The sequence below is a fragment of the Deltaproteobacteria bacterium genome, assembly GCA_019308925.1.
Lineage (GTDB): Bacteria > Desulfobacterota > B13-G15 > B13-G15 > RBG-16-54-18 > JAFDHG01.
Window position 1 is genome coordinate 1 of record JAFDHG010000012.1, and the last position, 20450, is coordinate 20450.

Consider the following 20450-nt stretch of genomic DNA (forward strand, 5'->3'; position numbering starts at 1 on the left):
TCGTAATGGCCGCCGTCAAGGTCGTCTTGCCATGATCCACATGACCAATAGTGCCTATGTTCACATGAGGCTTACGCCGCTCAAACTTAGGCTTCGACATCAGATGACCTCCTTCCTTCTTAATGTTGATGGCACTCTAGCACCCCCGCGATGGGAGATTATTGCCTCCATTAAGGCAGGGGGTACAGGCCTGTACCTGGAAAATTGCATGGTGTAATTGGCCCTCCCCTGGGTTAGGGAGCGCAGATCAGTGGCATAACCGAACATCTCGGCTAGAGGGACCTTCGCACTTATCACTTGAATCCCCTTGCGGACGTCAATGCCGATGATCTTTCCCCTCCTAGCGTTGAGGTCACCTATTACTTCCCCCAGGAACTCTTCAGGGAGGACAACCTCCAGGGACATAATGGGTTCTAAGGAGATGGGGTTTGCCCTACGTGCAAGATCTCTAAAACAGACAGCGGCCGCTATCTTAAAGGCAAGCTCAGAGGAATCCACCTCGTGATAAGAACCATCTAAAAGGATGGCTTGTAAATCGATCAAGGGGTAGCCAGCGAGGACCCCACGCTGCATCGCCTCTTTAACCCCTTGTTCCACAGCAGGGATATATTCTCTGGGTATGGCCCCTCTCACCACCTTATTTACGAACTCAAACCCCCCTCCAGGCCCAAGAGGTCCTAATCTCAGAACTACATGTCCGTACTGTCCACGGCCCCCCGTCTGTTTGATGAATTTTCCCTCTCCCTCGACGGTCTTGGTAATGGTCTCCCGATAGCTCACCTCAGGGATCCCTACGCGGGCATCTACCTTAAATTCGCGCAAGAGTCGATCCACGATGATCTCCAGGTGGAGTTCGCCCATACCCGAGATCAGGGTTTGCCCTGTATCCTTATCGATCTTGATCTGGAAAGAAGGGTCTTCCAGGGCCAACTTATGCATGGCCCCTCCCAATTTATCCAGGTCCACCTTGGTCTTGGGCTCTATGGAGACAGATATGACCGGTTCGGGGAACTCGATAGTCTCTAATATGATGGGATGTTCCTTGTCCGAGAGGGTATCGCCCGTGGAGGTGTTCTTCAGGCCGACAGCGGCCACGATATCCCCGGCATATACCTCCTTAATCTCCTCCCTTTTGTTGGCGTGCATCTTGAGGAGTCTCCCTACCCTTTCCTCTTTCCCCCGGGTAGGGTTGTAAACGGTGCTCCCCGCCTTCAGGGAGCCAGAGTAGATCCTCAGATAGGTGAGGTGACCTATGAAAGGGTCGTTCATGAGCTTGAAGGCCAAGGCGGAGAAGGGCTCGTTGTCATCGGGTCGTCTCTTCTGCAGCCCACCATCGGGTCTAGTCCCCTCAATGGCAGGGACATCGAGGGGGGAAGGGAGATAGTCAACTACTGCATCCAGAAGGGGTTGAACCCCCCGGTTCTTGAAGGCCGCCCCGCACAATACCGGTACCACCTTTAGCCTCAACGTGGCCTGTCTGATGGCCCCCTTGATCTCCTCAGGGGTAATCTCCAATCCATCTATATACTTCTCCATGAGGGATTCATCCGCCTCTGCCGCCACCTCCAAGATATTCTCCCGATGTTTCAGGGCTTCATCCTTTATATCTTCAGTTATCTCTATGAAGTGGTATTTGGTCCCTAGGGTGGTGGCATCGTAGACGATACCCCTCATCTGCACCAAGTCGATGACCCCGACGAAGTCCTCCTCTTTTCCTAAGGGGAGTTGTAGAGGGAGGGGATAGGTCTTTAACCGGTCCCTCATCATCTGGATGGTTCTCCAATAGTCCGCCCCGACCCTATCCATCTTGTTGACGAAGGCGACCCGGGGAATTCCGTATTTTTCGGCCTGCCGCCAGACGGTTTCAGACTGGGGTTCGACCCCGGCTACTGCGCAGAATATGGAGATGGCTCCATCCAACACCCTGAGGGACCTTTCCACCTCCATGGTAAAGTCTACATGGCCAGGGGTATCTATGATGTTGATACGATGTTTCAGCCAGAAACAGGTGGTAGCCGCAGAGGTAATGGTAATTCCTCTCTCTTGCTCCTGTTTCATCCAGTCCATTACCGCCGAGCCCTCATGTACCTCGCCCATCCTATGGGAGAGGCCGGTATAATAAAGTATTCGTTCGGTGGTGGTGGTTTTCCCGGCATCTATATGGGCCATGATCCCGATATTTCTGACCTTTTCTAACTGTATCAATCTAGCCAACCTTAAAAATCCTCCTTACCAGCGGTAATGGGCGAAGGCCTTATTGGCCTCGGCCATCCTATGGGTATCCTCCTTCTTTTTGATGGCCGCTCCCCTGTTATTGGCGGCGTCCAAGAGCTCCGCAGCCAACTTCTCGTGCATCGTCTTTTCTGGGCGGGCCCTGGCAAATTGGATTATCCACCGGATGGCCAAACTCGTCCTGCGATCATGCCTCACCTCTACGGGTACTTGATAGGTTGCCCCTCCTACCCGCCGCGGCTTGACCTCCAGCACGGGCTTCACATTGTCCACAGCCTGCTTGAAGACATTAAGGGGGTCATCCTTTACCTTTTTCCTCATGATCTCCAGAGAGGTGTAGAATAACCTTTCGGCCAGACTCTTTTTCCCCTTCCTCATGAAGCAGGTGATGAACTTGGCCACCAATATGTCTTTGTACTTAGGATCTGGCTGGATCCGCCTCTTTTTTACTACCCTTCTTCTTGGCATCCCAACCTTCCCGGTCTATTTAGGTTTTTTCGTTCCATATTTAGAGCGAGATTTCCTCCTATCCTGGACCCCCATGGCGTCCAAGGCCCCCCTGATGATATGATAACGGACACCCGGGAGGTCCTTTACCCTCCCCCCCCTAACCAGCACCACCGAGTGCTCCTGAAGGTTGTGTCCGATACCAGGAATATAGGTGCTTACCTCCATTCCATTGGTCAAACGGACCCTGGCCACCTTTCTCAAGGCCGAATTCGGTTTCTTAGGGGTGGTGGTGTAGACCCTTATGCATACCCCTCGTTTTTGAGGGCACCCCCTGAGGGCCGGAGAAGAGGTCTTCCTCTTGATGGCCTCCCGTCCCTTTCTTACCAGTTGATTGATGGTAGGCATCTGTAACCTCCCAATCTAATAAAAGAAAACCCTTTTTAAAAGGGCAAAAACACCTCACCTCTTGAAGCAGCCCGCGGAAATTATCTCAATCTATTGGTCTCTCTTCAGATTAACTTCATACAGTCATAAAATTTCCTCGGGCCCTTCTATCCATATAGGGATTTTTTATAAAACTTTATATAAATATCAGCTTTACTTTTTCTTGTCAAGACCTCCGAGATAATTTTTTCAACCCTTTCCCGGTGCCGCCAATTTTGCCCAAACGGGGGCGAGATGGGTTAGGGAGAATGCGCCCAACAAGACCCCCAGATATAGGGTGAAGAAGCGCCACAACAGGATAGATATCCCCAATATGGGGACAGGAATCAGGGGTGAGAAGAGGAGGAAGAACCCTCCCTCCGCTGCCCCACTACTTCCAGGCGTGGGGATGAAATAGATCATAAGGGTTAAGACGGCCTGGATAAAAATGGACTTTATGCCAAAAATTGACCAAAAACAACAACTCTATCAGGGAACTTTTTATGACCAATAGGGGAAGAAGTTGTACCACTGATCGGGATATTCCCCAATATACCTCTCAAAGGTCCTCACCAACTCCTCCATCCCCTGCCTGATCACACTTTCTCTCTCTTCTCGGGAAGAGCTCTGAAAGCAGATGGGACGTTCAATGATCCCCCAATACTTACCACCTTTTCTTAGTACGACAAAGACGGGCAAAACTGCTGCCCCCGTGGCCATGGCCAAGGTGGCCATCCCCATGGGAAAGCGGGTCTTGCGTCCGAAGAAGTCCAACTTGATGGTGTCGGCCTTTCCCGGGCGGTCTCCCAACATGGCCACCACCTTATTTTCCTTAAGGACCTTCACCACCTCTAGGATAGCAGCAGGGCTTGGGTTCTCGGGGTCTATATAGATGTTTTTGATCCCCTTTGCCGTCCTCATCCGCTCCCTGAAGGCCTTGATATTGGGATCGATCTCATCCAGGGTGAGGACATAGAGATCACAGCCCTTGAAGGCGAGCAACAACCCCCCCAGCTCCCAGTTGCCCAAATGAGGGCTGATACAGATGACCCCCTTTCCCCTCTCCAGTGCCTCAACCATGTGTTCTTGTCCTAATTCCTTTTGAACCATCCTTCCTTTATTTTCAGCGGTGAGACGATGCATCACCATATAGTCGAGAAGATATTGTCCGTAGTTTTGAAAGGTCCGTCTGGCAAGGGCATCTATCTCCTTTTCCCCCCGCCTTTCCCCCTCGATCAGGCTCAAGTTTTTCTTCACCGCCCCCCTGGTCTTGGGCATGAGGAGGTAAAAGAGGCTCCCTATAGAGCTGGTGAATATCCTCTGTAGCGGACGGGGGATAATGGTGGCGAAGAAGTAGAACCAAAAGAGGAAGAAAAACCTGTTGAGCCACCCTCCTGCCCGCATCGTTTATTTGCCCCAGAAGTAGTCTCGGATAAACTTTAACAGGGTTCCCCATCCCAGTTTATGCCTTTTGGCCAACCGCCAAACGTCCTTCATCGCCTTCTTGGAACGTGTATAGTAGAGGAGGTTGGCCTTCAAGAGCAGCCATTCCATCCTGATAAAGGAGATATGTTCATGTTTATATACCAGGTGCTGGGAGTCATAGAAGGGCCAGTGTCGGGTCCAGATCCTCTCTTTTAATTCTTTATAGAGGGCGGTGCCAGGGTAGGGGGTGAGGATGGAAAACTGGGCTACATTGGTGTCCAACCTCTTGGCGAAGCGGATGGTCTCATGGATATCCTTTGCTTTGTCCCTGGGGCTTCCCAGGATATAGCTGGCGAATATCTCAAAGCCATGTCTTTTCAACACCTCCACCGCCTTTATCACCGTATCCAGATCCATCTTTTTTCCAAGTTCGGCAAGGGTTTGGGAACTGGCGCTCTCCACTCCTATATAGATGGTCTTGGCCCCCGCCCTCTTCATCACCTTTAACATTTCCTCGTTGTTCACGATGTTTTCTGCCCGCGAAAAGTTCCACCACCAGATATCAAGCCCTTTCCTGATGATCCCCTCCGAGATAGCAACAACCCTCTGTGGGGAGAGGGTAAAGTTGTCGTCAACGAAGGCCACCGCGCCAAGGTCATATTTATGATGGAGTTCCTCTAATTCCTCTACTACCGAGTCCGGGCTTCTGGCCCTCCACCTTGTGCCAAAAAAGCTGGAGGAGGAGCAGAACTTACAGTTTGTTGGGCAACCCCTGCTGGTTACTACAGGGGTAATGACTCGGTCGCCGAATTTGGTCTTGCGATAGAGCTCTATATCTATCAGGTGGCGAGCGGGCAACGGCAAGGAGTCCAGGTCTTGGATGAAGGGACGAGGTGGGGTCCTGATCACCTCTCCATCCCTTTGAAAGCTAAGTCCCTTTACCCCTTCTAGTGTTTTTCTGTCTCCTTCTAAGGCCCTGACCAGCTCCAATAGGGTTACCTCCCCTTCTCCATGGACTATGAAGTCCACCCACCCAGTGGCGAGGATCTCCTCATCGATGTAACAGGGGTGGGGCCCTCCCATGACCACCATGCAACTCGCCTCTTTTGCTCGGCGAGCGATCTCCATGGCCTTGATGTGGCGGGTGGTGTCAGTGGAGATACCCACTAGATCATAGTTGGAATAATTGGGTCTTTCCCCAGGAGTGCAGAAGTCCCTTATCTCTACGTGATACCCTCCCCTCTCTAGGTAGGACCCGAGATATAATGGCCCCATCGGGGGGAAATGGACCCCCACTGCCCTGAGGATCCCAGCGTTGGCCGGGTTTGTTAGTAAGATTCTCATCGTTACTTGGTTATTCTCCAAAAAAAGTTGCTAAAAATGGTCCAAGGATTTATCTCATTGGGTCCAAGGGGTCAAGGGGCCTAGGGTTCTAGGATTCTAGTAAAACCACTTGAACCCTTGAAACCTTGATTCCTCGAACCCTAAGTGAAGGTTGACTTCAAATCCTCTCAACTCCACCAACTAAATGGGAGAAGAGCCTCTTTTAGTACTAAAGGCCTCGCTGAATTTGCCACATCTGTCCCCCCAACAGGCGATGGCCCTTCCTTCTACTATCAACTCTACCACCTCACAATTGTTCCCGCACCCGTCGCATTCTATGCTGCGGGTGAAGCACTCGCTGTGGGCTATCTCAAAACCCTTAAATTTGGTGGGAGATACGCCAGCTCGGCGTGTGAGCTTGGCGGCCCCTAGGGCCCCCATGACCTCAAACTGGGGGGGTACCACCAAAGGGTGGCCCAACTCCTCTTCAAAGGCCTTCCTTATGCCTGGATTGGCTGCCACCCCGCCCTGAAACACCAGCGGAGGGAAGAGGTCTTTTCCCCTGCCCACGTCATTGAGATAATTCTTGACCAGGGAGTTGCAGAGGCCGGCCACGATCTCTTCGGTTTGAAAACCCATCTGTTGTTTGTGGATCATATCGGTCTCGGCAAATACGGTGCACCTGCCCGCTATTCTTGCCTTTTTTGTCGCCCTTAATGCCATCTGGCCAAACTCCTCAACGGAGATCCCCAGCCTGGTAGCCTGTTGGTCCAAAAAGGAGCCAGTCCCTGCTGCGCAGACGGTGTTCATGGCAAAGTCTACTACCACCCCCTCTTGTAAGATGATGATCTTGGAGTCCTGCCCCCCGATCTCGATGATGGTTTTGACCTCGGGGAGGAGGTCGATGACGGCCACGGCGTGGGCAGTGATCTCGTTTTTCACTACATCAGCCCCCAACAGATAGGCGGCCAGGTGGCGAGCGCTCCCCGTTGTGCCGAGCCCCTGGACCTTCAGGTTGTTCCCGAGTTGGTCCCTTATTTGACGAAGGCCTTCCTTGATGGCCTCCAGGGGTCTGCCCATATTACGCAGATAGACCTTGGCCAGAATCTGATCTGTTTCATCAATAGCCACCGCCTTGGTGGTGATGGACCCTACGTCTACTCCGAGATACATGGTGTTCTACTTTTTTATGGAAAATCTTCTTGGGTTTATTCTATCTCAAAAAGGATCTTTAGTCTAATTTTAATCATAAGCGTAAGGTATTTCACCATGAAGATACATGGTTATAATGTGACGCTCAAGGACGTTTCGGCCCTACTTCAGGGGAGTTCAGCCCCTGACCCCTATGCTCATATTCAACCTGGTAAGTATCTCTATACCCATCCAGGAAACCTACGATTTTTCCCTTGACAAATTTAGGGCGATATTGTTATAGGTCTAGGCGTCAAAATCCACGCCTCAAATTTCATAGGGGGGAGGTTTGATGCTCATCAACTATGTACCCGTCCTCTTTTTGATGGTGCTCGCCATATTTTTTGCCGCCTTTGCGGTATTTTTCTCCCACCTCTTAGGTCCCAAAAAGGTCCATCCGGTAAAGGCAGCCCCCTATGAGTGCGGGATGATCACCCTCGGCCCCACCCATCAGACTATTCCTATAAAATACTACATCATCGCCATGCTCTTCCTCATCTTTGACCTGGAGGTGGTCTTCCTATACCCCTGGGCGGTGGTCTTTAGGGAGTTGGGGGTATTTGGCTTTGTGGAGATGATGATCTTTATCTTTATCCTACTGTTAGGTTTTGTCTATGTCTGGAAAAAAGGAGCCTTGGAATGGGAATAGAGGTCAAGTTAGGGGACAACATCATCACGGCCTCCCTCAGCAAATTGGTCAATTGGGCGCGAAAGAATTCCCTTTGGCCGGTGACCTTTGGCTTGGCTTGATGTGCCCTGGAGATGATGGTCACCAGTTCGGCGGCCTATGACATCGCCAGGTTTGGCGCTGAGGTATTTCGGCCCTCCCCCAGACAGGCAGACCTCATGATCGTGGCGGGGACGGTTACCAAAAAGATGGCCCCCATGGTCAAGAGGATCTACGACCAGATGCCCGAGCCCAAGTGGGTGATCGCCTATGGAAGTTGTGCCTCCTCAGGGGGGATCTTTCAGACCTATAATGTGGTGCAGGGGGTGGATCAGGTCATCCCTGTGGATGTCTATGTGCCAGGTTGCCCCCCAAGACCAGAGGCCCTCTTGACAGCCTTGATAAAACTACAGGAGAAGATCTCGGGGGAAAGCCTCTTGGACAGAAAGGATGAGATCCGTCCCCTCGAACTAGAGGAGATTCGATAAGAGAGGGATTCTATGTGGGATGTGGAGCTTGCCCCTAAGAAGCTGAAGGAGCAATTCCCCAACTCTATCCTGGAGGCCTATCCCTTTCAGGGGGAGATGACCGGTGTGGTCAAGAAGGATGATATCCTGCCTATCTGCAAGTTCCTCTATGGAGATCCCGAGCTCGCCTTCGACTTCCTCACCGATATCTGTGGTGTAGACTATCCGGGGAGGGAGAAGAGGTTTGAGGTGGTCTACCACCTCTATTCCATGAAGCGGAATAAGAGGTTGAGGATCAAGACCTCGGTGGGTGAGGGAGAGGCGATCTCCACGGTGGAATCGATCTGGAAGGCAGCCAACTGGTTAGAGCGAGAGGTCTACGATATGATGGGGATCCCCTTTGAAGGACACAGTGACCTGCGCCGCATCTTGACCTGGGAGGGTTATCAGGGTCATCCCCTGAGGAAGGACTTTCCACTGCGAGGGGAGGATTTCGAGCGCTATGAGGTACCAGCAGAACCGCCCGACGCCGTTCCCACGTTTGCCGGTGAGGTTGAGGGGGAGAGGTATATGACCCTGAACATGGGCCCTCAGCACCCGGCCACCCACGGGGTGTTGCGCTTGGTGTTGAAGCTCGATGGAGAGGTGATCGTCGATGCCGTCCCATACATCGGTCACCTTCACCGGGGCGTGGAGAAGTTGGGGGAGAATATGACCTATACCCAGGCCATCACCCTTACAGACCGTTTGGACTACACCGCCGGCATATCCAATAATCTGGCCTATATCCTGACCGTGGAAAAACTTTTGGGGATAGAGGTACCCAAGAGGGCCCAGTACATCCGGGTGATGCTGGCAGAGCTCCAGAGGATCGCGGCACACCTGCTCTGGCTTGCCAGCCATGCCCTGGACATGGGGGCCATGACCGTCCTTTTTTACACCTTTCGAGAGAGGGAGACGGTTCTCGACATCCTGGAGCATGTCACTGGGGCCAGGCTTACCCCCAGCTTCTTGCGCATAGGGGGGCTGGCCGCTGACCTTCCAGACGGTATCGAGGGGAAGATCAGGGCATTTCTGGAGGATTTTCCCCGCCGCATCCACGAATATGAGACGCTGCTGACCAAAAACATCATCTGGCTGAAGAGGACTAAAGACGTTGGGGTCATCACCGCGCAGCAGGCCATCAATTGGGGGCTCACCGGCCCTGTGTTGAGGGGGTCAGGGGTCAAGTGGGACATCCGCAAGGTATTCCCCTATTCTAGCTATGGGGAGTTCGACTTTGAGATCCCTATCGGGGAAAAGGGTGATGTATACGACCGATATATGGTGAGGTTGGAGGAGATGAGGCAGTCCGCCAGGATCGTCCGTCAGACCTTGGATAGGCTTCCCGACGGGGACCTCAACTATTATGACCCCAAGGTGACACCGCCGAATAAGGATTTGGTGGAAAAGGAGATCAACGCCCTGATCCGCCACTTCAAACTTATGTCCGAGGGGATATCACCATTTCCAGGTGAGGTCTACGCCAGCACCGAAAACCCCAAGGGGGAGCTGGGTTGGTATCTGGTGAGCGATGGAAGCAATCACCCCTATCGCTATCGTATCCGTCCCCCCTGCTTTGTGAACCTGGCGGCCCTGCCGGAGATGGTCAAGGGGCACCTGGTGGCCGATGTGGTGGCCGTCATCGGGAGCATAGACATCGTCTTAGGGGAGATAGACCGTTAGCCCACAGTGATAGGCCTTTTGTCTATGAGGTGACGATGGGAGAGGTAATTTTCAGCTATTGGGGAGGGAGGCTGACCGATAACAGGGGGAAGGCCCCGGAGGAGTTCGCCGAGCCGGAGAGGTTGAAATTGCCCCCTGAGTTCAAACCAGGGGTCCGGATAAAGGCCTTCATGGGGTGGGATGGCTTTGCCATCCAGGAGGCGGACGTCAGCATTGTCGATATGTGCCGGGCCTATATGGAGGCGGTGCAGAAGGAGTCCTGTGGGAAATGCTTCCCCTGCAGGGTCGGCACCAAGGTGATCGCCGAGACCCTGGAAAGGATCGCCCAAGGAAAGGGCAAGATGAGGGACTTGGACCTGATGGAGTCCCTGGGGCACTCCATCCAGGAGGGCTCAAAGTGCAATCTCGGCCAGACCGGCCCTATCCCCCTTCTGGTGGCCTTGGAGCATTTTCGCGACGAATTCGCGAAGGTGATCAAGAACAAGAAGAAGGTCCTCCGGGGAGATTATAAGGTTAAACTCACCGCCCCCTGTATGAATGCCTGCCCCACTCACGTGGACATCCCCAGCTATATAGAGCTCATCAAAGAGGGAGACTTCGCCGAGTCCCTTCGGGTCATCAGGGAGAGGACCTGCCTGCCAGGGGTCTTAGGGAGGGTCTGCATCCGCCCTTGCGAGTCCAATTGCCGCAGGCTCAATGTAGATGAGGCCCTTGATATCAGGCATCTAAAGAGGTTTGTGGCCGACTATGAGGTAGAGAAGAAGAAGGCCCCCCTGCTTCCGACCCCTCAGGAGAGGAAGGGCAAAAAGGTGGCGGTCATTGGGGCGGGCCCGGCTGGTTTGACCTGCGCCTATTACCTGGCCCTCAAGGGATATCCGGTTATCATCTTTGAGAGGTTGGATGAACCAGGGGGGATGGCTGCAGTGGGTATCCCCGATTATCGACTGCCGCGTCCTATCCTGCGCCGGGAGGTGGATATCATCACCTCCTTGGGGGTGGAGATCAGGTATAACACCGAGGTGGGCAAGGATATCACCATCAGCGCAATGAAAAAGGAGTACGATGCCATCTTTATCGGGGTAGGGGCCCAAGGGTCTACCCCCATGCGTGCAGAGGGAGAGGATGCGGGCTATAAGGGCTTTATCCCCGGTGTGCAATACCTTTTCAGCATCAACAAGGGTAAAGATCCCTATCCAGAGGGGGACCGGGTGGTAGTAGTAGGGGGTGGGAATGTCGCCATTGACTGTGTGCGCAGTTCCTTCCGGATAGGAAAGAAAGATGTCAACCTCCTCTACCGTCGTACCCGCCAGGAGATGCCTGCTGATGAGGAAGAGATCCATGGCGCCGATGAAGAAATGGTGAAGTTTGAGTACCTCTGCGCCCCCACCAAGGTCATCGCCAAGGGGGAAAAGGTGGTCGGGGTGGAGTGCATCAGGATGGAGCTAGGGGAACCGGACGAATCGGGCAGACGCAGACCGGTCCCCATCAAGGGATCGGAGTTCGTTGTCGATACGGATATCTTGATCCCTGCCATCGGTCAACGGGTTGATCTATCCTTTTTAGAAGAGAAGGACGGGGTACAGACCACCAAATGGTCTACGGTGGTGGCGAACGATGAGACCCTGGGCACCTCCCAAGCAGGGATCTTCTCCGCTGGAGACTGCGTCAGTGGCCCCGATGTGCTGGTGAGGGCGGCGGGCAACAGTAGATTGGCGGCGGAGATGATTGACCTCTACCTGAAGGGGGAGAAGGTAGAGGCCAGCGATGACGAGAGGCTGGAGAGGTTGATGAGCGAGATCCGGGTATATGACTCTGAGGAGAATATCGGGATCATACCCGGGGGGAAGAGGGAGCAACTCGAGACCCTCCCCCCGGAGACCAGGAAGTGGACCTTTGAAGAGGTGGAGGAGGGATTTTCCACCGATGCGGCCATGCGGGAGGCTTCTCGCTGTTTGCGCTGTTATCGCATCGGCCTGGTGGCCATAGAGGAGTAAGATGGGGGCAGCGATGGTCAAGTTAACCATTGATGGTAAGGAGATCATGGCGGAGGCTGACAGGACCATCTTGGAGGTGGCCCAGGAGAATGGGATCTATATCCCCACTCTCTGTTATCACCCCAGACTGACCCCCATTGGCTCGTGCCGCCTCTGCGTCGTGGAGATAGAGGGAGCGGACAGACCGATGACCGCCTGTACCACCTATGTGCAGGATGGGATCGTGGTCCACACCCAGACGGAGAGGTTGAACCGCATCCGCCAAGATGCCCTCAAGCTTATTTTGCTCAACCACCCCCTAGACTGCCCCCAATGTGATGCGGCCGGTGCGTGTGAGCTGCAAAATCTGGTCTTCGAGTTCGGCATAGATCAGCAGGACTATCAGGCCACCAAGGCCTCCAAAGGGATGAGGGAATTCGCCACCCCCCTGATCAGACAGTGGGTCGATCGTTGTGTCATGTGTATGCGCTGCATCAGGGCATGTCATGAGATTGTCAGGGTCCGGGCCATCGATTTGGCAGGGAAAGGGTACGATGCGGAGATAGAGATGAGGGACCCCGAGGCCTGTATCTCCTGTGGGGAGTGTCTGAGGGTCTGCCCAGTGGGGGCCCTGACCGAGAGGGTCAGCCGTATCAAGGCACGACCCTGGCAACAGCAGAAGGTCCTCACTACCTGTAATTACTGTTCCCTAGGCTGTCAACTGGAGCTGAACATCTTTGAGAACAAGGTGATAAGGGCGACAACCAAAGAGGATAAAGGGGCGAACAAAGGGAGCCTCTGCCAGAGGGGGAGCTTCGGATACGACTTTCTCAATCACCCCCAAAGGGTCACCAGGCCCATGATAAAAGGGGCCGGTAAATGGAAGGAAGTCCCCTGGGAGGAAGCCCTCTCCTACGTTGCAGCAATGATCAATAAGGTCATCTTGAGTAGCGGCCCTGAGGCAGTAGGAGGCCTGATTTCCCCTCGCTGCACCAACGAGGAGGCCTACCTCTTCCAGAAATTCATGAGAGAGGTAGTGGGGACTGACAATATAGATACCACCGGACGGTTCTGTCTGGAGCCATACCGTCTGGCCATAAGGGAGGTCATGGGGAAGGACTATCTTCCTTACAGCCTGGATGGAGTTGCCGAGGGCGATTGTATCATCATAGCAGGGGGGGATCTGGACAGGGACAACCTCATCGCCGCCAATCTGGTCAGGGAGGCCCTCTGGCGAAGGGGGGCACGCCTCATCGTGGTCCATCCCAGGCGGATTAGATTGGCCGAGGAGGCGGATTGTTGGTTTTGCCTGCGCCCTGGGGATGAGTTGGTCTGGGTTAATGGTTTGATCCACCTCCTCTTGGAGAAAGGTAAAGGGGCCTGGGGACCGAGGGTGGAGGGGGTAAAGGGGTTGGATGCCCTCAAGGAGGCCGCCAAGAAATACACACCCGAGTACGTGGAGGGACTTATTGGCGTCCCCCAGGATCTCCTCAGGGAGGCGGCTGAATACCTGGCCCAGGCGAAAAAGCCTGCCATTATCTGTTCACCCCCTCTGGGGCAGCAGCCGCAAGGGGTGGATCAGATCAAGGGATTGGCCAACTTGGCACTCCTTTGCGGGGCCCTTTCCGAAGGTGGAGGGTTTCACTTTATTGGGCCTCAGAGCAACATGTTAGGGGTGGTAGAGATGGGGTCAGCACCCTCGCTCCATCCTGGATATCGCCCAGTGGATGGGAAGGGGCTTTCGGCGATGGAGATGTTTCAGGCGGCCTCCGAGGGGAGGCTTAAGGCATTATTCATCTTAGGGGAGAATCCCCTCATCACCCTCCCCAAATCCCTGGCAGAAGAGGGGTTGAAGGACCTGGACATTTTGGTAGTCCAGGATATGTTCCTTTCTGAGACGGCCGAGGAGGCCCATGTGGTCCTCCCTGCCCTCTCCTTTGCGGAGCTGGACGGCACCTATACCAACTGTGAGGGGAGAGTACAGAGGTTACGCAAGGCCTTAAAGCCCCCTGATGGTCTAAGGTGGGAGGGTGAGGTCTTATCGGATTTGGCTGCCTTCATGGGCAAGGAGATGAAGGCTGAATCTCCTGCAGGGGTCTTTGAAGAGATAAAAGGGACCAATCCCCTCTATAAGGGGATGGACTTTGAGGCATTGGACGCCCAGGTGCGGGATGACGGAGGAGGTGATCTTTTGGAAGAGGCGGCCTTTTGCCCTGTAGAGTCCAAACAGGAAAAGGAGCAGGAGGGCTATCCCTTTTCGCTTTCCGTGGAAGGCCTGTTTTATAACCACCTCATCGGCTCTGGCCCCCAGAGAAGGGCCCTGGGGTTGGCCAAGCTCTCTTCCAGTCCTTATCTGGAGATGAACGCTGAGGAGGCCAGAGGGATGGGTATCGGGGATGGCGACCGGGTTAAGGTTACTACCCCCTGGGGGGAGGTGGAGGTGGAGGCGAAAGGGTCAGAGGGGATGAGAAGGGATGTCCTTTCCCTCTATCTCTCCTTTTATGAGGTGGATGCCTCCGGGCTGGTGGGTCCACAATTAGACCCTGTTTCCAAGGTACCCCTTTACGGGAGGATCCCCGCCAGGGTAGAAAAGATTTAAGGGGGAGAGGATGGAGCTGGTCTATTTCTTGATCGAGGCTGCAGTCAAGGTGGTGGTGGTCTTCTCCGTCCTGATGTTGGTGGTGGCCTATCTTACCCTTGTGGAGAGGAAGGTATTGGGACATATCCAGGTGAGGTATGGGCCCAACCGGGTGGGACCCGTTGGGCTCTTTCAGCCCATTGCCGATGGGATCAAGGCCTTCTTCAAGGAGGAGGTGGTCCCGGCCAGGGCGGACAAATCACTCTTTATTATCGCCCCTATGATCAGTATTGTGGCGACGCTATCACTATTTGCCGTGATCCCCCTCAGCGATAAGATCGAGCTGTTTGGAAGGACCGTTTCCCTCACCATCACCGATCTCGATATCGGCCTCCTCTATGTCTTCGGTATAGCCTCCTTGGGGGAGTATGGGGTCGTCCTGGGTGGTTGGTCTGGTTATAACAAATATGGTATCATCGGTGCCCTGAGGGCGGCAGCCCAGATGATCAGCTATGAGGTGGCCCTGGGACTTTCGGTGATCGGGGTGTTGATGATCTCGGGGACCCTCAATTTGGTCGAGATCGTCCAAAGACAGGCCGGGGGGCACTGGAACGTCCTCTATCAGCCCTTTGCCTTTATCTTCTACATAATCTGTGCCATCGCAGAGATCAACCGGACCCCCTTCGATATGCCTGAGGCAGAGGCGGAGCTGGCATGCGGCTACAACATCGAGTACAGCAGCATGAAGTTCGCCCTCTTCTTCATGGCGGAGTACACACATCTGGTGGCGATATGTGCCATCGCTACGACCCTCTTTCTCGGAGGGTGGCATGGTCCATTCTTGCCCCCATCACTGTCTTGGATCTGGTTCGTGGTAAAGACAGGTATCCTGGTATACTTCTGTATCTGGGAGAGGGGGACCTTTCCACGGCTGAGGTACGATCAGATCATGAAGCTCGGCTGGAAGGTCCTTTTGCCCTTGGCCTTGGCCAATATATTCTTCACTGGTTTGATTATGGTCCTTTAAAGGGAGTGTAGAGCGATGATCATCCCACTCTTGAAAGGATTGAGGCTTACCCTAAAGAGGTTCTTTTCCCGTCCGGTGACCATTCAGTACCCTGAGCATAAGCGGGAGGTGGCCCCCAGGTGGAGGGGAATCCATTACTTTGAGCGAAACGAGAAGGGTGATACCCGTTGTGTGGCCTGTGGGCTCTGCGTGACCGTCTGCCCCTCTAATGCCATCCGTCTGGTGGCCGTGGAGTTAGAGGGGGGAGAAAGATATCCCGAGGTCTATGAGATAAACGCCATCAGGTGTATCTATTGTGGTCTCTGCGCCGAGGCCTGCCCGGTGAACGCCATCAAGTTGGGGAGGAACTATGAGTTTGTGGATTACCAGCGGGAAGACTTCATCCTGGATAAGGGGAGGCTTCTGGCCTCTGCCCCGAAGGAGGTATAGATAGTCATGGGGACCTTCTTTTATTGGATCGCCTTTATCCTGACCGCCCTGATTGCCATCTTTGCTGCGGTGATGGTGATTACCCGCCGCAACCCCATCCACTCGGCCATGTTCTTGGTCCTCAACTTCCTCTGCATCGCTGTGCTCTATCTGCTCCTCAACTCCCAGTTTATCGCCATCGCCCAGGTGTTGATCTATGCCGGGGCCATCATGATGTTGGTCATCTTCGTCATCATGTTGCTGAGTGTGGAGGAAGAAGAGAGGACTTACAAGATCCGGCTCTCCCCCGCCACGGTGATAGGGATGGTCCTTGTCATCATCCTCTTTGCCCAGCTCATCTATGGGATTGCCCTCAAGGTATTGCCAGGGGAAAGTGGAGAGTTTACCCCGGAGAGGATCGCTCAACTGGGCGAGGTCAAGGCAGTGGGAGGATTGCTGTTTACCCGCTTTCTCTTCCCCTTTGAGGTGGCCTCCATCCTGCTGTTGGTGGGGATTATCGGGGCAGTAATCCTGAGCAAAAAGGAGAGGTAGAAGATATGCTTTCCAGCGTGCCACCCATCTGTTACTTGGTCGTGAGCGCCCTGATCTTTGCCATTGGGGCGGTGGGGGTCCTGATCAGGAGGAATGCCATCGTCATCTTTATGTGCATCGAGATGATGCTCAGCGCCGTCAACCTCAGCCTGATCACCGCCTCCCATTATCTGAACTCCCTGGATGGGGTCCTGATGGTCTTCTTTGTGATGACGGTGGCGGCGGCTGAGGCGGCCGTTGGTCTGGCCATCTTCGTACTTCTTTATCGGGGGCGGGGGACCATAAAGGTGGACGAGATAAACCTCTTGAAATGGTGAGACGGGCTTTGCCCGTCTCTCTGGGGGCCACAAGCCCCCAGACCCCCAATAAGGAGAATACCTTTTGGGGTTTCAGGGGGGCGCAACCCCCCTGAAGAGACGACCTGAAGGTCGTTAAGGAGCACCCTATGATCGAATATGTATGGTTGATACCTCTATTCCCTGCCATGGGATTTTTGTTCAACGGTCTGATAGGGAGGTGGTATAACCTTGACAAGAAGGTGGTCAGTTGGGTGGCGTGTTCTGTCCTGGGGCTATCTTTCCTCTTCTCCATCCTGGTCTTTTTCAGCCTCCTCAGGCTCCCCCCTGATGCCCGGGCTGCTGTGCCCGACAAGGTCCTCTTTGATTGGATAGTCTCCGGGGGGCTCAAGGCAGTAGTAGGTTATAAGATCGATCCCCTCTCCATCGTCATGGCCATGGTGGTCAGCGGGGTGAGCTTTTTCATCCATATCTACTCTGTGGGCTACATGCACGATGACACAGGGTTCACCAGGTATTTCGCCTTCCTCAACCTCTTTGTCTTTATGATGCTCACCCTGGTCCTGGCCAACAACTTCCTGCTGATGTTTGTCGGATGGGAGGGTGTAGGGCTTTGTTCTTATCTCCTGATCGGCTTTTGGTTTGAGAGGGATGCCCCCGCCAATGCGGGCAAGAAGGCCTTTGTGGTCAATAGGGTGGGGGACTTTGGTTTCTTGTTAGGGATGTTCATGATCTTCACCCATTTGGGTACTCTGGAGTTCAATCAGGTCTTTGCCAAGGCCCATATCCTCGATCCTGTCACCGTGACCCTGATTACCCTCCTGCTCTTCACAGGGGCCACCGGCAAATCTGCCCAGCTCCCCCTATATGTGTGGCTCCCCGATGCCATGGAGGGTCCCACACCTGTCAGCTCCCTGATCCATGCCGCCACCATGGTCACCTCGGGCGTCTACATGATAGCCCGCTGCCACGTCCTGTACAGCATGGCCCCTGTCTCCATGGCGGTGGTGGCCATCTTCGGCGCTGCCACAGCCATCTATGCCGCCTCCATGGGCCTTTTGCAGTTCGATATCAAGCGGGTGCTGGCCTATTCCACCATCAGCCAGCTCGGTTATATGTTTCTCGCCGTGGGGGTGGGGGCCTTTAGCGCGGGGATCTTTCACCTCATGACCCATGCCTTCTTTAAGGGGCTCCTCTTTTTGGGGGCAGGGAGTGTGATGCACGCCCTGAGCGGGGAATTGGATATGAGGAACATGGGGGGGTTGTGGAAGAAGACCCCCATCACCTTTTGGACCTTCTTGATGGCTACGTTGGCCATTGCGGGGATTCCCGGGTTTTCGGGGTTTTTCAGCAAGGACGAGATCCTCTGGCAGTCCTTCAGCAGCCCCCACGGTCATCTCTTTCTTTGGCTGGTGGGGGCCGTCGCAGCGGGGATGACCGCCTTCTATATGTTTCGGCTCACCTTTGTCACCTTTTTCGGGCAGTGCCGGGCCTCAGAAGAGGTAAAGAAGCACATCCATGAGTCCCCCCCCATTATGACCGTCCCCCTCATCATCCTGGCCATCCTCTCGGTGATTGGCGGTTATGTGGGGATACCCTATATCCTAGGGGGGAGGAACTACTTCCATGAGTTTCTCGCCCCTGTATTGGGGGGACACCCAGAGGGAGTTGGGCATGCCTCCTTCTCCTTGGTCAAGTTCGCCTATGCCGCTGGTGTGACGGAGGGGGGAGGCAGCATCAACTTGGAGCTCATCCTGATGGTCGCCTCTGTAATCATCGCTTTGATCGGGATCAGTATCGCCTTTTATCTTTATATCCTGAAGCCCGATGTCCCAAAGAGATTGGCCCAGAGATTTAAGACGTTATACACCATCATCTTCAATAAGTATTATGTGGATGAGATATATGGGGCCTGTTTTGTCAATAGCTCCAAGAATATAGGCAACTTCTTCTGGCGGGAGTTCGACGACGGGGTGGTAGATCGAACCGTGAATCTGGTTGCTGGGCTTATGCTCTGGTGGGGGAGGATCCTGCGCAAGATCCAGACAGGCCGTGTGCAGGGTTACGCCCTTGGTATGATCTTTGGTGCGGTGGCGGTCGTCATATTATTGATAAGGAGTCTTTTATGAGCCAATTGGGCTTTCCTATCTTGACAACGGTTACCTTTCTCCCCCTGGCGGGGGCAATACTGCTGTTGTTTATCCCCAATGACAGGGAGGAACTCCTCAAGAGGGTGGCCCTGATCATCTCGCTGGTTGAGTTCATCGTCTCCCTCTCCCTCTTTATCTCATTCGATGAGGGGGTGGCTGGGATGCAGTTTGTGGAAAGGGTCCCTTGGATCAAGGAGTGGGGGGTCACCTATTTTATGGGGATCGATGGGATCAGCCTATTTTTGATCCTGCTGACCACCTTCCTGACGGTCCTCTGTATCCTCAGCTCCTGGACGGCGGTACAGAAGAGGATAAAGGAATACATGATATCCTTCCTCTTCTTGGAGACCGGGATGATAGGGGCCTTTGTCGCCTTGGACCTCATCCTCTTTTATGTATTCTGGGAGGTCATGTTGATCCCCATGTACCTCATCATCGGGGTCTGGGGAGGACCAAGGAGGATTTACGCCGCCATCAAGTTCTTCCTTTATACCATGGCAGGGAGTGTATTGATGTTGGTGGCCATCATCGCCCTCTACTTCCTCCACGGGAAGGCCACAGGCGTGTATACCTTTGATCTCCTTAAGCTCTATCAGGTGGGCCTTCCCATTAAGGCCCAGTGCATAATGTTTTCGGCCTTTGCCCTGGCCTTTGCCATCAAGGTGCCCATGTTCCCCTTTCATACATGGTTGCCTGATGCCCATGTGGAGGCCCCCACCGCAGGCTCCGTGATCCTGGCAGGTGTCCTCCTGAAGCTGGGGACCTACGGGTTTATCCGCTTTGCCATCCCCCTCTTTCCCGCCGCTGCCTTCAAGGCGATCCCGATCATATCCATCTTGGCCCTCATCGGGATCATCTATGGGGCCCTGGTCTCCATGATGCAGGACGACCTCAAGAAGCTGGTGGCCTTTTCCAGTGTAAGCCATCTCGGCTTCGTCATGCTGGGGATGTTCGCCTTTAATGTGCAAGGGGTGCAGGGGAGCGTCTATCAGATGCTCAATCACGGGGTGAGCACGGGGGCCCTCTTTTTGATTGTAGGGATGATCTATGAAAGGAGGCATACCAGGCTGATCGCCGATTTCGGGGGGCTCTCCAGGGTGATGCCGATCTATGCCACCTTTTTTATGATTGTGACCCTCTCCTCCATCGCCCTCCCGGGGACCAATGGCTTTGTGGGTGAGTTCCTTATCCTCTTAGGGGCCTTTAAGACCAATCCCGTATATGGGGTCTTTGGTGCCACGGGTGTGATCTTGGGGGCGGCCTATATGCTCTGGATGTTTCAAAGGGTGATGTTCGGTGCAATCAAACACACGGAAAATCGAGGCCTCAAGGATCTCAACCTCAGGGAGATCGTGACCCTGGTACCCATCGTCATCATGATCTTCTGGATGGGGGTCTTCCCAAAGTTTTTCTTAAAGAAGATGGAGCTCTCGGTGCAACACTTCCTCTATGACGTCAAGGCAAGGTATGAGGCCACTGTAACGGCATCAGGGGAGGGGGGGTCATCCCTGATCAAGGAAACAGTAGGTTCGAAGGTTAAACTAGTGATCGTAAAGGAGTAAG

The 20450-nt window shown here is 54.0% G+C and carries 18 protein-coding genes and 1 pseudogene; 11 read left to right on the forward strand and 8 right to left on the reverse strand.

Going from position 1 to position 20450, the window contains the following annotated elements:
- The 8 genes from JRI46_03085 to JRI46_03120 all read right to left on the reverse strand — a co-directional run.
- Positions 1 to 100: elongation factor Tu (locus tag JRI46_03085; GenBank protein MBW2038567.1), on the reverse strand; the 100-nt coding region annotated here is incomplete at its 3' end.
- A complete protein-coding gene (gene fusA / locus JRI46_03090; protein ID MBW2038568.1) occupies positions 100 to 2214 on the reverse strand; it encodes an elongation factor G in 2115 nt (704 codons plus the stop codon). The genes JRI46_03085 and fusA, both read right to left, overlap by 1 nt.
- 15 nt (positions 2215 to 2229) lie before the next feature.
- Entirely contained in the window at positions 2230 to 2700 is a 471-nt protein-coding gene (gene rpsG / locus JRI46_03095) for a 30S ribosomal protein S7 (GenBank protein MBW2038569.1), read from the reverse strand.
- Between the two features lie 15 nt (positions 2701 to 2715).
- Positions 2716 to 3087, reverse strand: coding sequence for a 30S ribosomal protein S12 (locus JRI46_03100; GenBank protein MBW2038570.1), 372 nt, complete (start codon positions 3085 to 3087; stop codon positions 2716 to 2718).
- Positions 3088 to 3315: 228 nt separating this feature from the next.
- Positions 3316 to 3528, reverse strand: a complete 213-nt coding sequence (locus JRI46_03105; protein ID MBW2038571.1) for a flippase-like domain-containing protein — start codon at positions 3526 to 3528, stop codon at positions 3316 to 3318.
- A 78-nt stretch (positions 3529 to 3606) separates the two neighbouring features.
- Entirely contained in the window at positions 3607 to 4509 is a 903-nt protein-coding gene (locus JRI46_03110; protein MBW2038572.1) for a lysophospholipid acyltransferase family protein, read from the reverse strand.
- 3 nt (positions 4510 to 4512) lie between these two features.
- On the reverse strand, positions 4513 to 5874 hold the full coding sequence (locus JRI46_03115) for a radical SAM protein (GenBank protein ID MBW2038573.1): 1362 nt from the start codon (positions 5872 to 5874) through the stop codon (positions 4513 to 4515).
- A 180-nt stretch (positions 5875 to 6054) separates the two neighbouring features.
- Positions 6055 to 7026, reverse strand: a complete 972-nt coding sequence (locus JRI46_03120; GenBank protein ID MBW2038574.1) for a 2-hydroxyglutaryl-CoA dehydratase — start codon at positions 7024 to 7026, stop codon at positions 6055 to 6057.
- Between the two features lie 310 nt (positions 7027 to 7336).
- Between JRI46_03120 and JRI46_03125 the strand changes: the two genes are divergently transcribed.
- The 11 genes and pseudogenes from JRI46_03125 (at position 7337) to JRI46_03175 (ending at position 20449) form a co-directional block, all read left to right on the forward strand.
- On the forward strand, positions 7337 to 7693 hold the full coding sequence (locus tag JRI46_03125; GenBank protein ID MBW2038575.1) for an NADH-quinone oxidoreductase subunit A: 357 nt from the start codon (positions 7337 to 7339) through the stop codon (positions 7691 to 7693).
- Positions 7684 to 8199: pseudogene (locus tag JRI46_03130) on the forward strand (NADH-quinone oxidoreductase subunit B). Before JRI46_03125 ends, JRI46_03130 begins: the two are co-directional and overlap by 10 nt.
- Positions 8200 to 8295: 96 nt before the next feature.
- Positions 8296 to 9903 carry an NADH dehydrogenase (quinone) subunit D gene (gene nuoD, locus JRI46_03135; GenBank protein ID MBW2038576.1) on the forward strand — a complete coding sequence of 536 codons (1608 nt, stop codon included), beginning with the start codon at positions 8296 to 8298 and terminating at the stop codon, positions 9901 to 9903.
- 35 nt (positions 9904 to 9938) lie between these two features.
- A complete protein-coding gene (locus JRI46_03140; GenBank protein ID MBW2038577.1) occupies positions 9939 to 11897 on the forward strand; it encodes an FAD-dependent oxidoreductase in 1959 nt (652 codons plus the stop codon).
- Positions 11898 to 11910: 13 nt separating this feature from the next.
- Positions 11911 to 14475: a molybdopterin-dependent oxidoreductase gene (locus JRI46_03145; protein ID MBW2038578.1), complete on the forward strand. Its 2565-nt coding sequence runs from the start codon at positions 11911 to 11913 to the stop codon at positions 14473 to 14475.
- Between the two features lie 10 nt (positions 14476 to 14485).
- Entirely contained in the window at positions 14486 to 15481 is a 996-nt protein-coding gene (gene nuoH, locus JRI46_03150) for an NADH-quinone oxidoreductase subunit NuoH (GenBank protein MBW2038579.1), read from the forward strand.
- 15 nt (positions 15482 to 15496) lie between these two features.
- Positions 15497 to 15910, forward strand: a complete 414-nt coding sequence (nuoI, locus tag JRI46_03155; protein MBW2038580.1) for an NADH-quinone oxidoreductase subunit NuoI — start codon at positions 15497 to 15499, stop codon at positions 15908 to 15910.
- Positions 15911 to 15916: 6 nt separating this feature from the next.
- Positions 15917 to 16441 (forward strand): NADH-quinone oxidoreductase subunit J, encoded by a 525-nt coding sequence (locus tag JRI46_03160; GenBank protein ID MBW2038581.1) that lies wholly within the window; start codon positions 15917 to 15919, stop codon positions 16439 to 16441.
- 5 nt (positions 16442 to 16446) lie between these two features.
- Positions 16447 to 16758 (forward strand): NADH-quinone oxidoreductase subunit NuoK, encoded by a 312-nt coding sequence (nuoK, locus tag JRI46_03165; GenBank protein ID MBW2038582.1) that lies wholly within the window; start codon positions 16447 to 16449, stop codon positions 16756 to 16758.
- A 128-nt stretch (positions 16759 to 16886) separates the two neighbouring features.
- Positions 16887 to 18866, forward strand: coding sequence for an NADH-quinone oxidoreductase subunit L (gene nuoL / locus JRI46_03170; protein MBW2038583.1), 1980 nt, complete (start codon positions 16887 to 16889; stop codon positions 18864 to 18866).
- Entirely contained in the window at positions 18863 to 20449 is a 1587-nt protein-coding gene (locus tag JRI46_03175) for an NADH-quinone oxidoreductase subunit M (protein ID MBW2038584.1), read from the forward strand. The genes nuoL and JRI46_03175 overlap by 4 nt, the downstream gene beginning before the upstream one ends.
- Position 20450 lies beyond the last annotated feature (1 nt).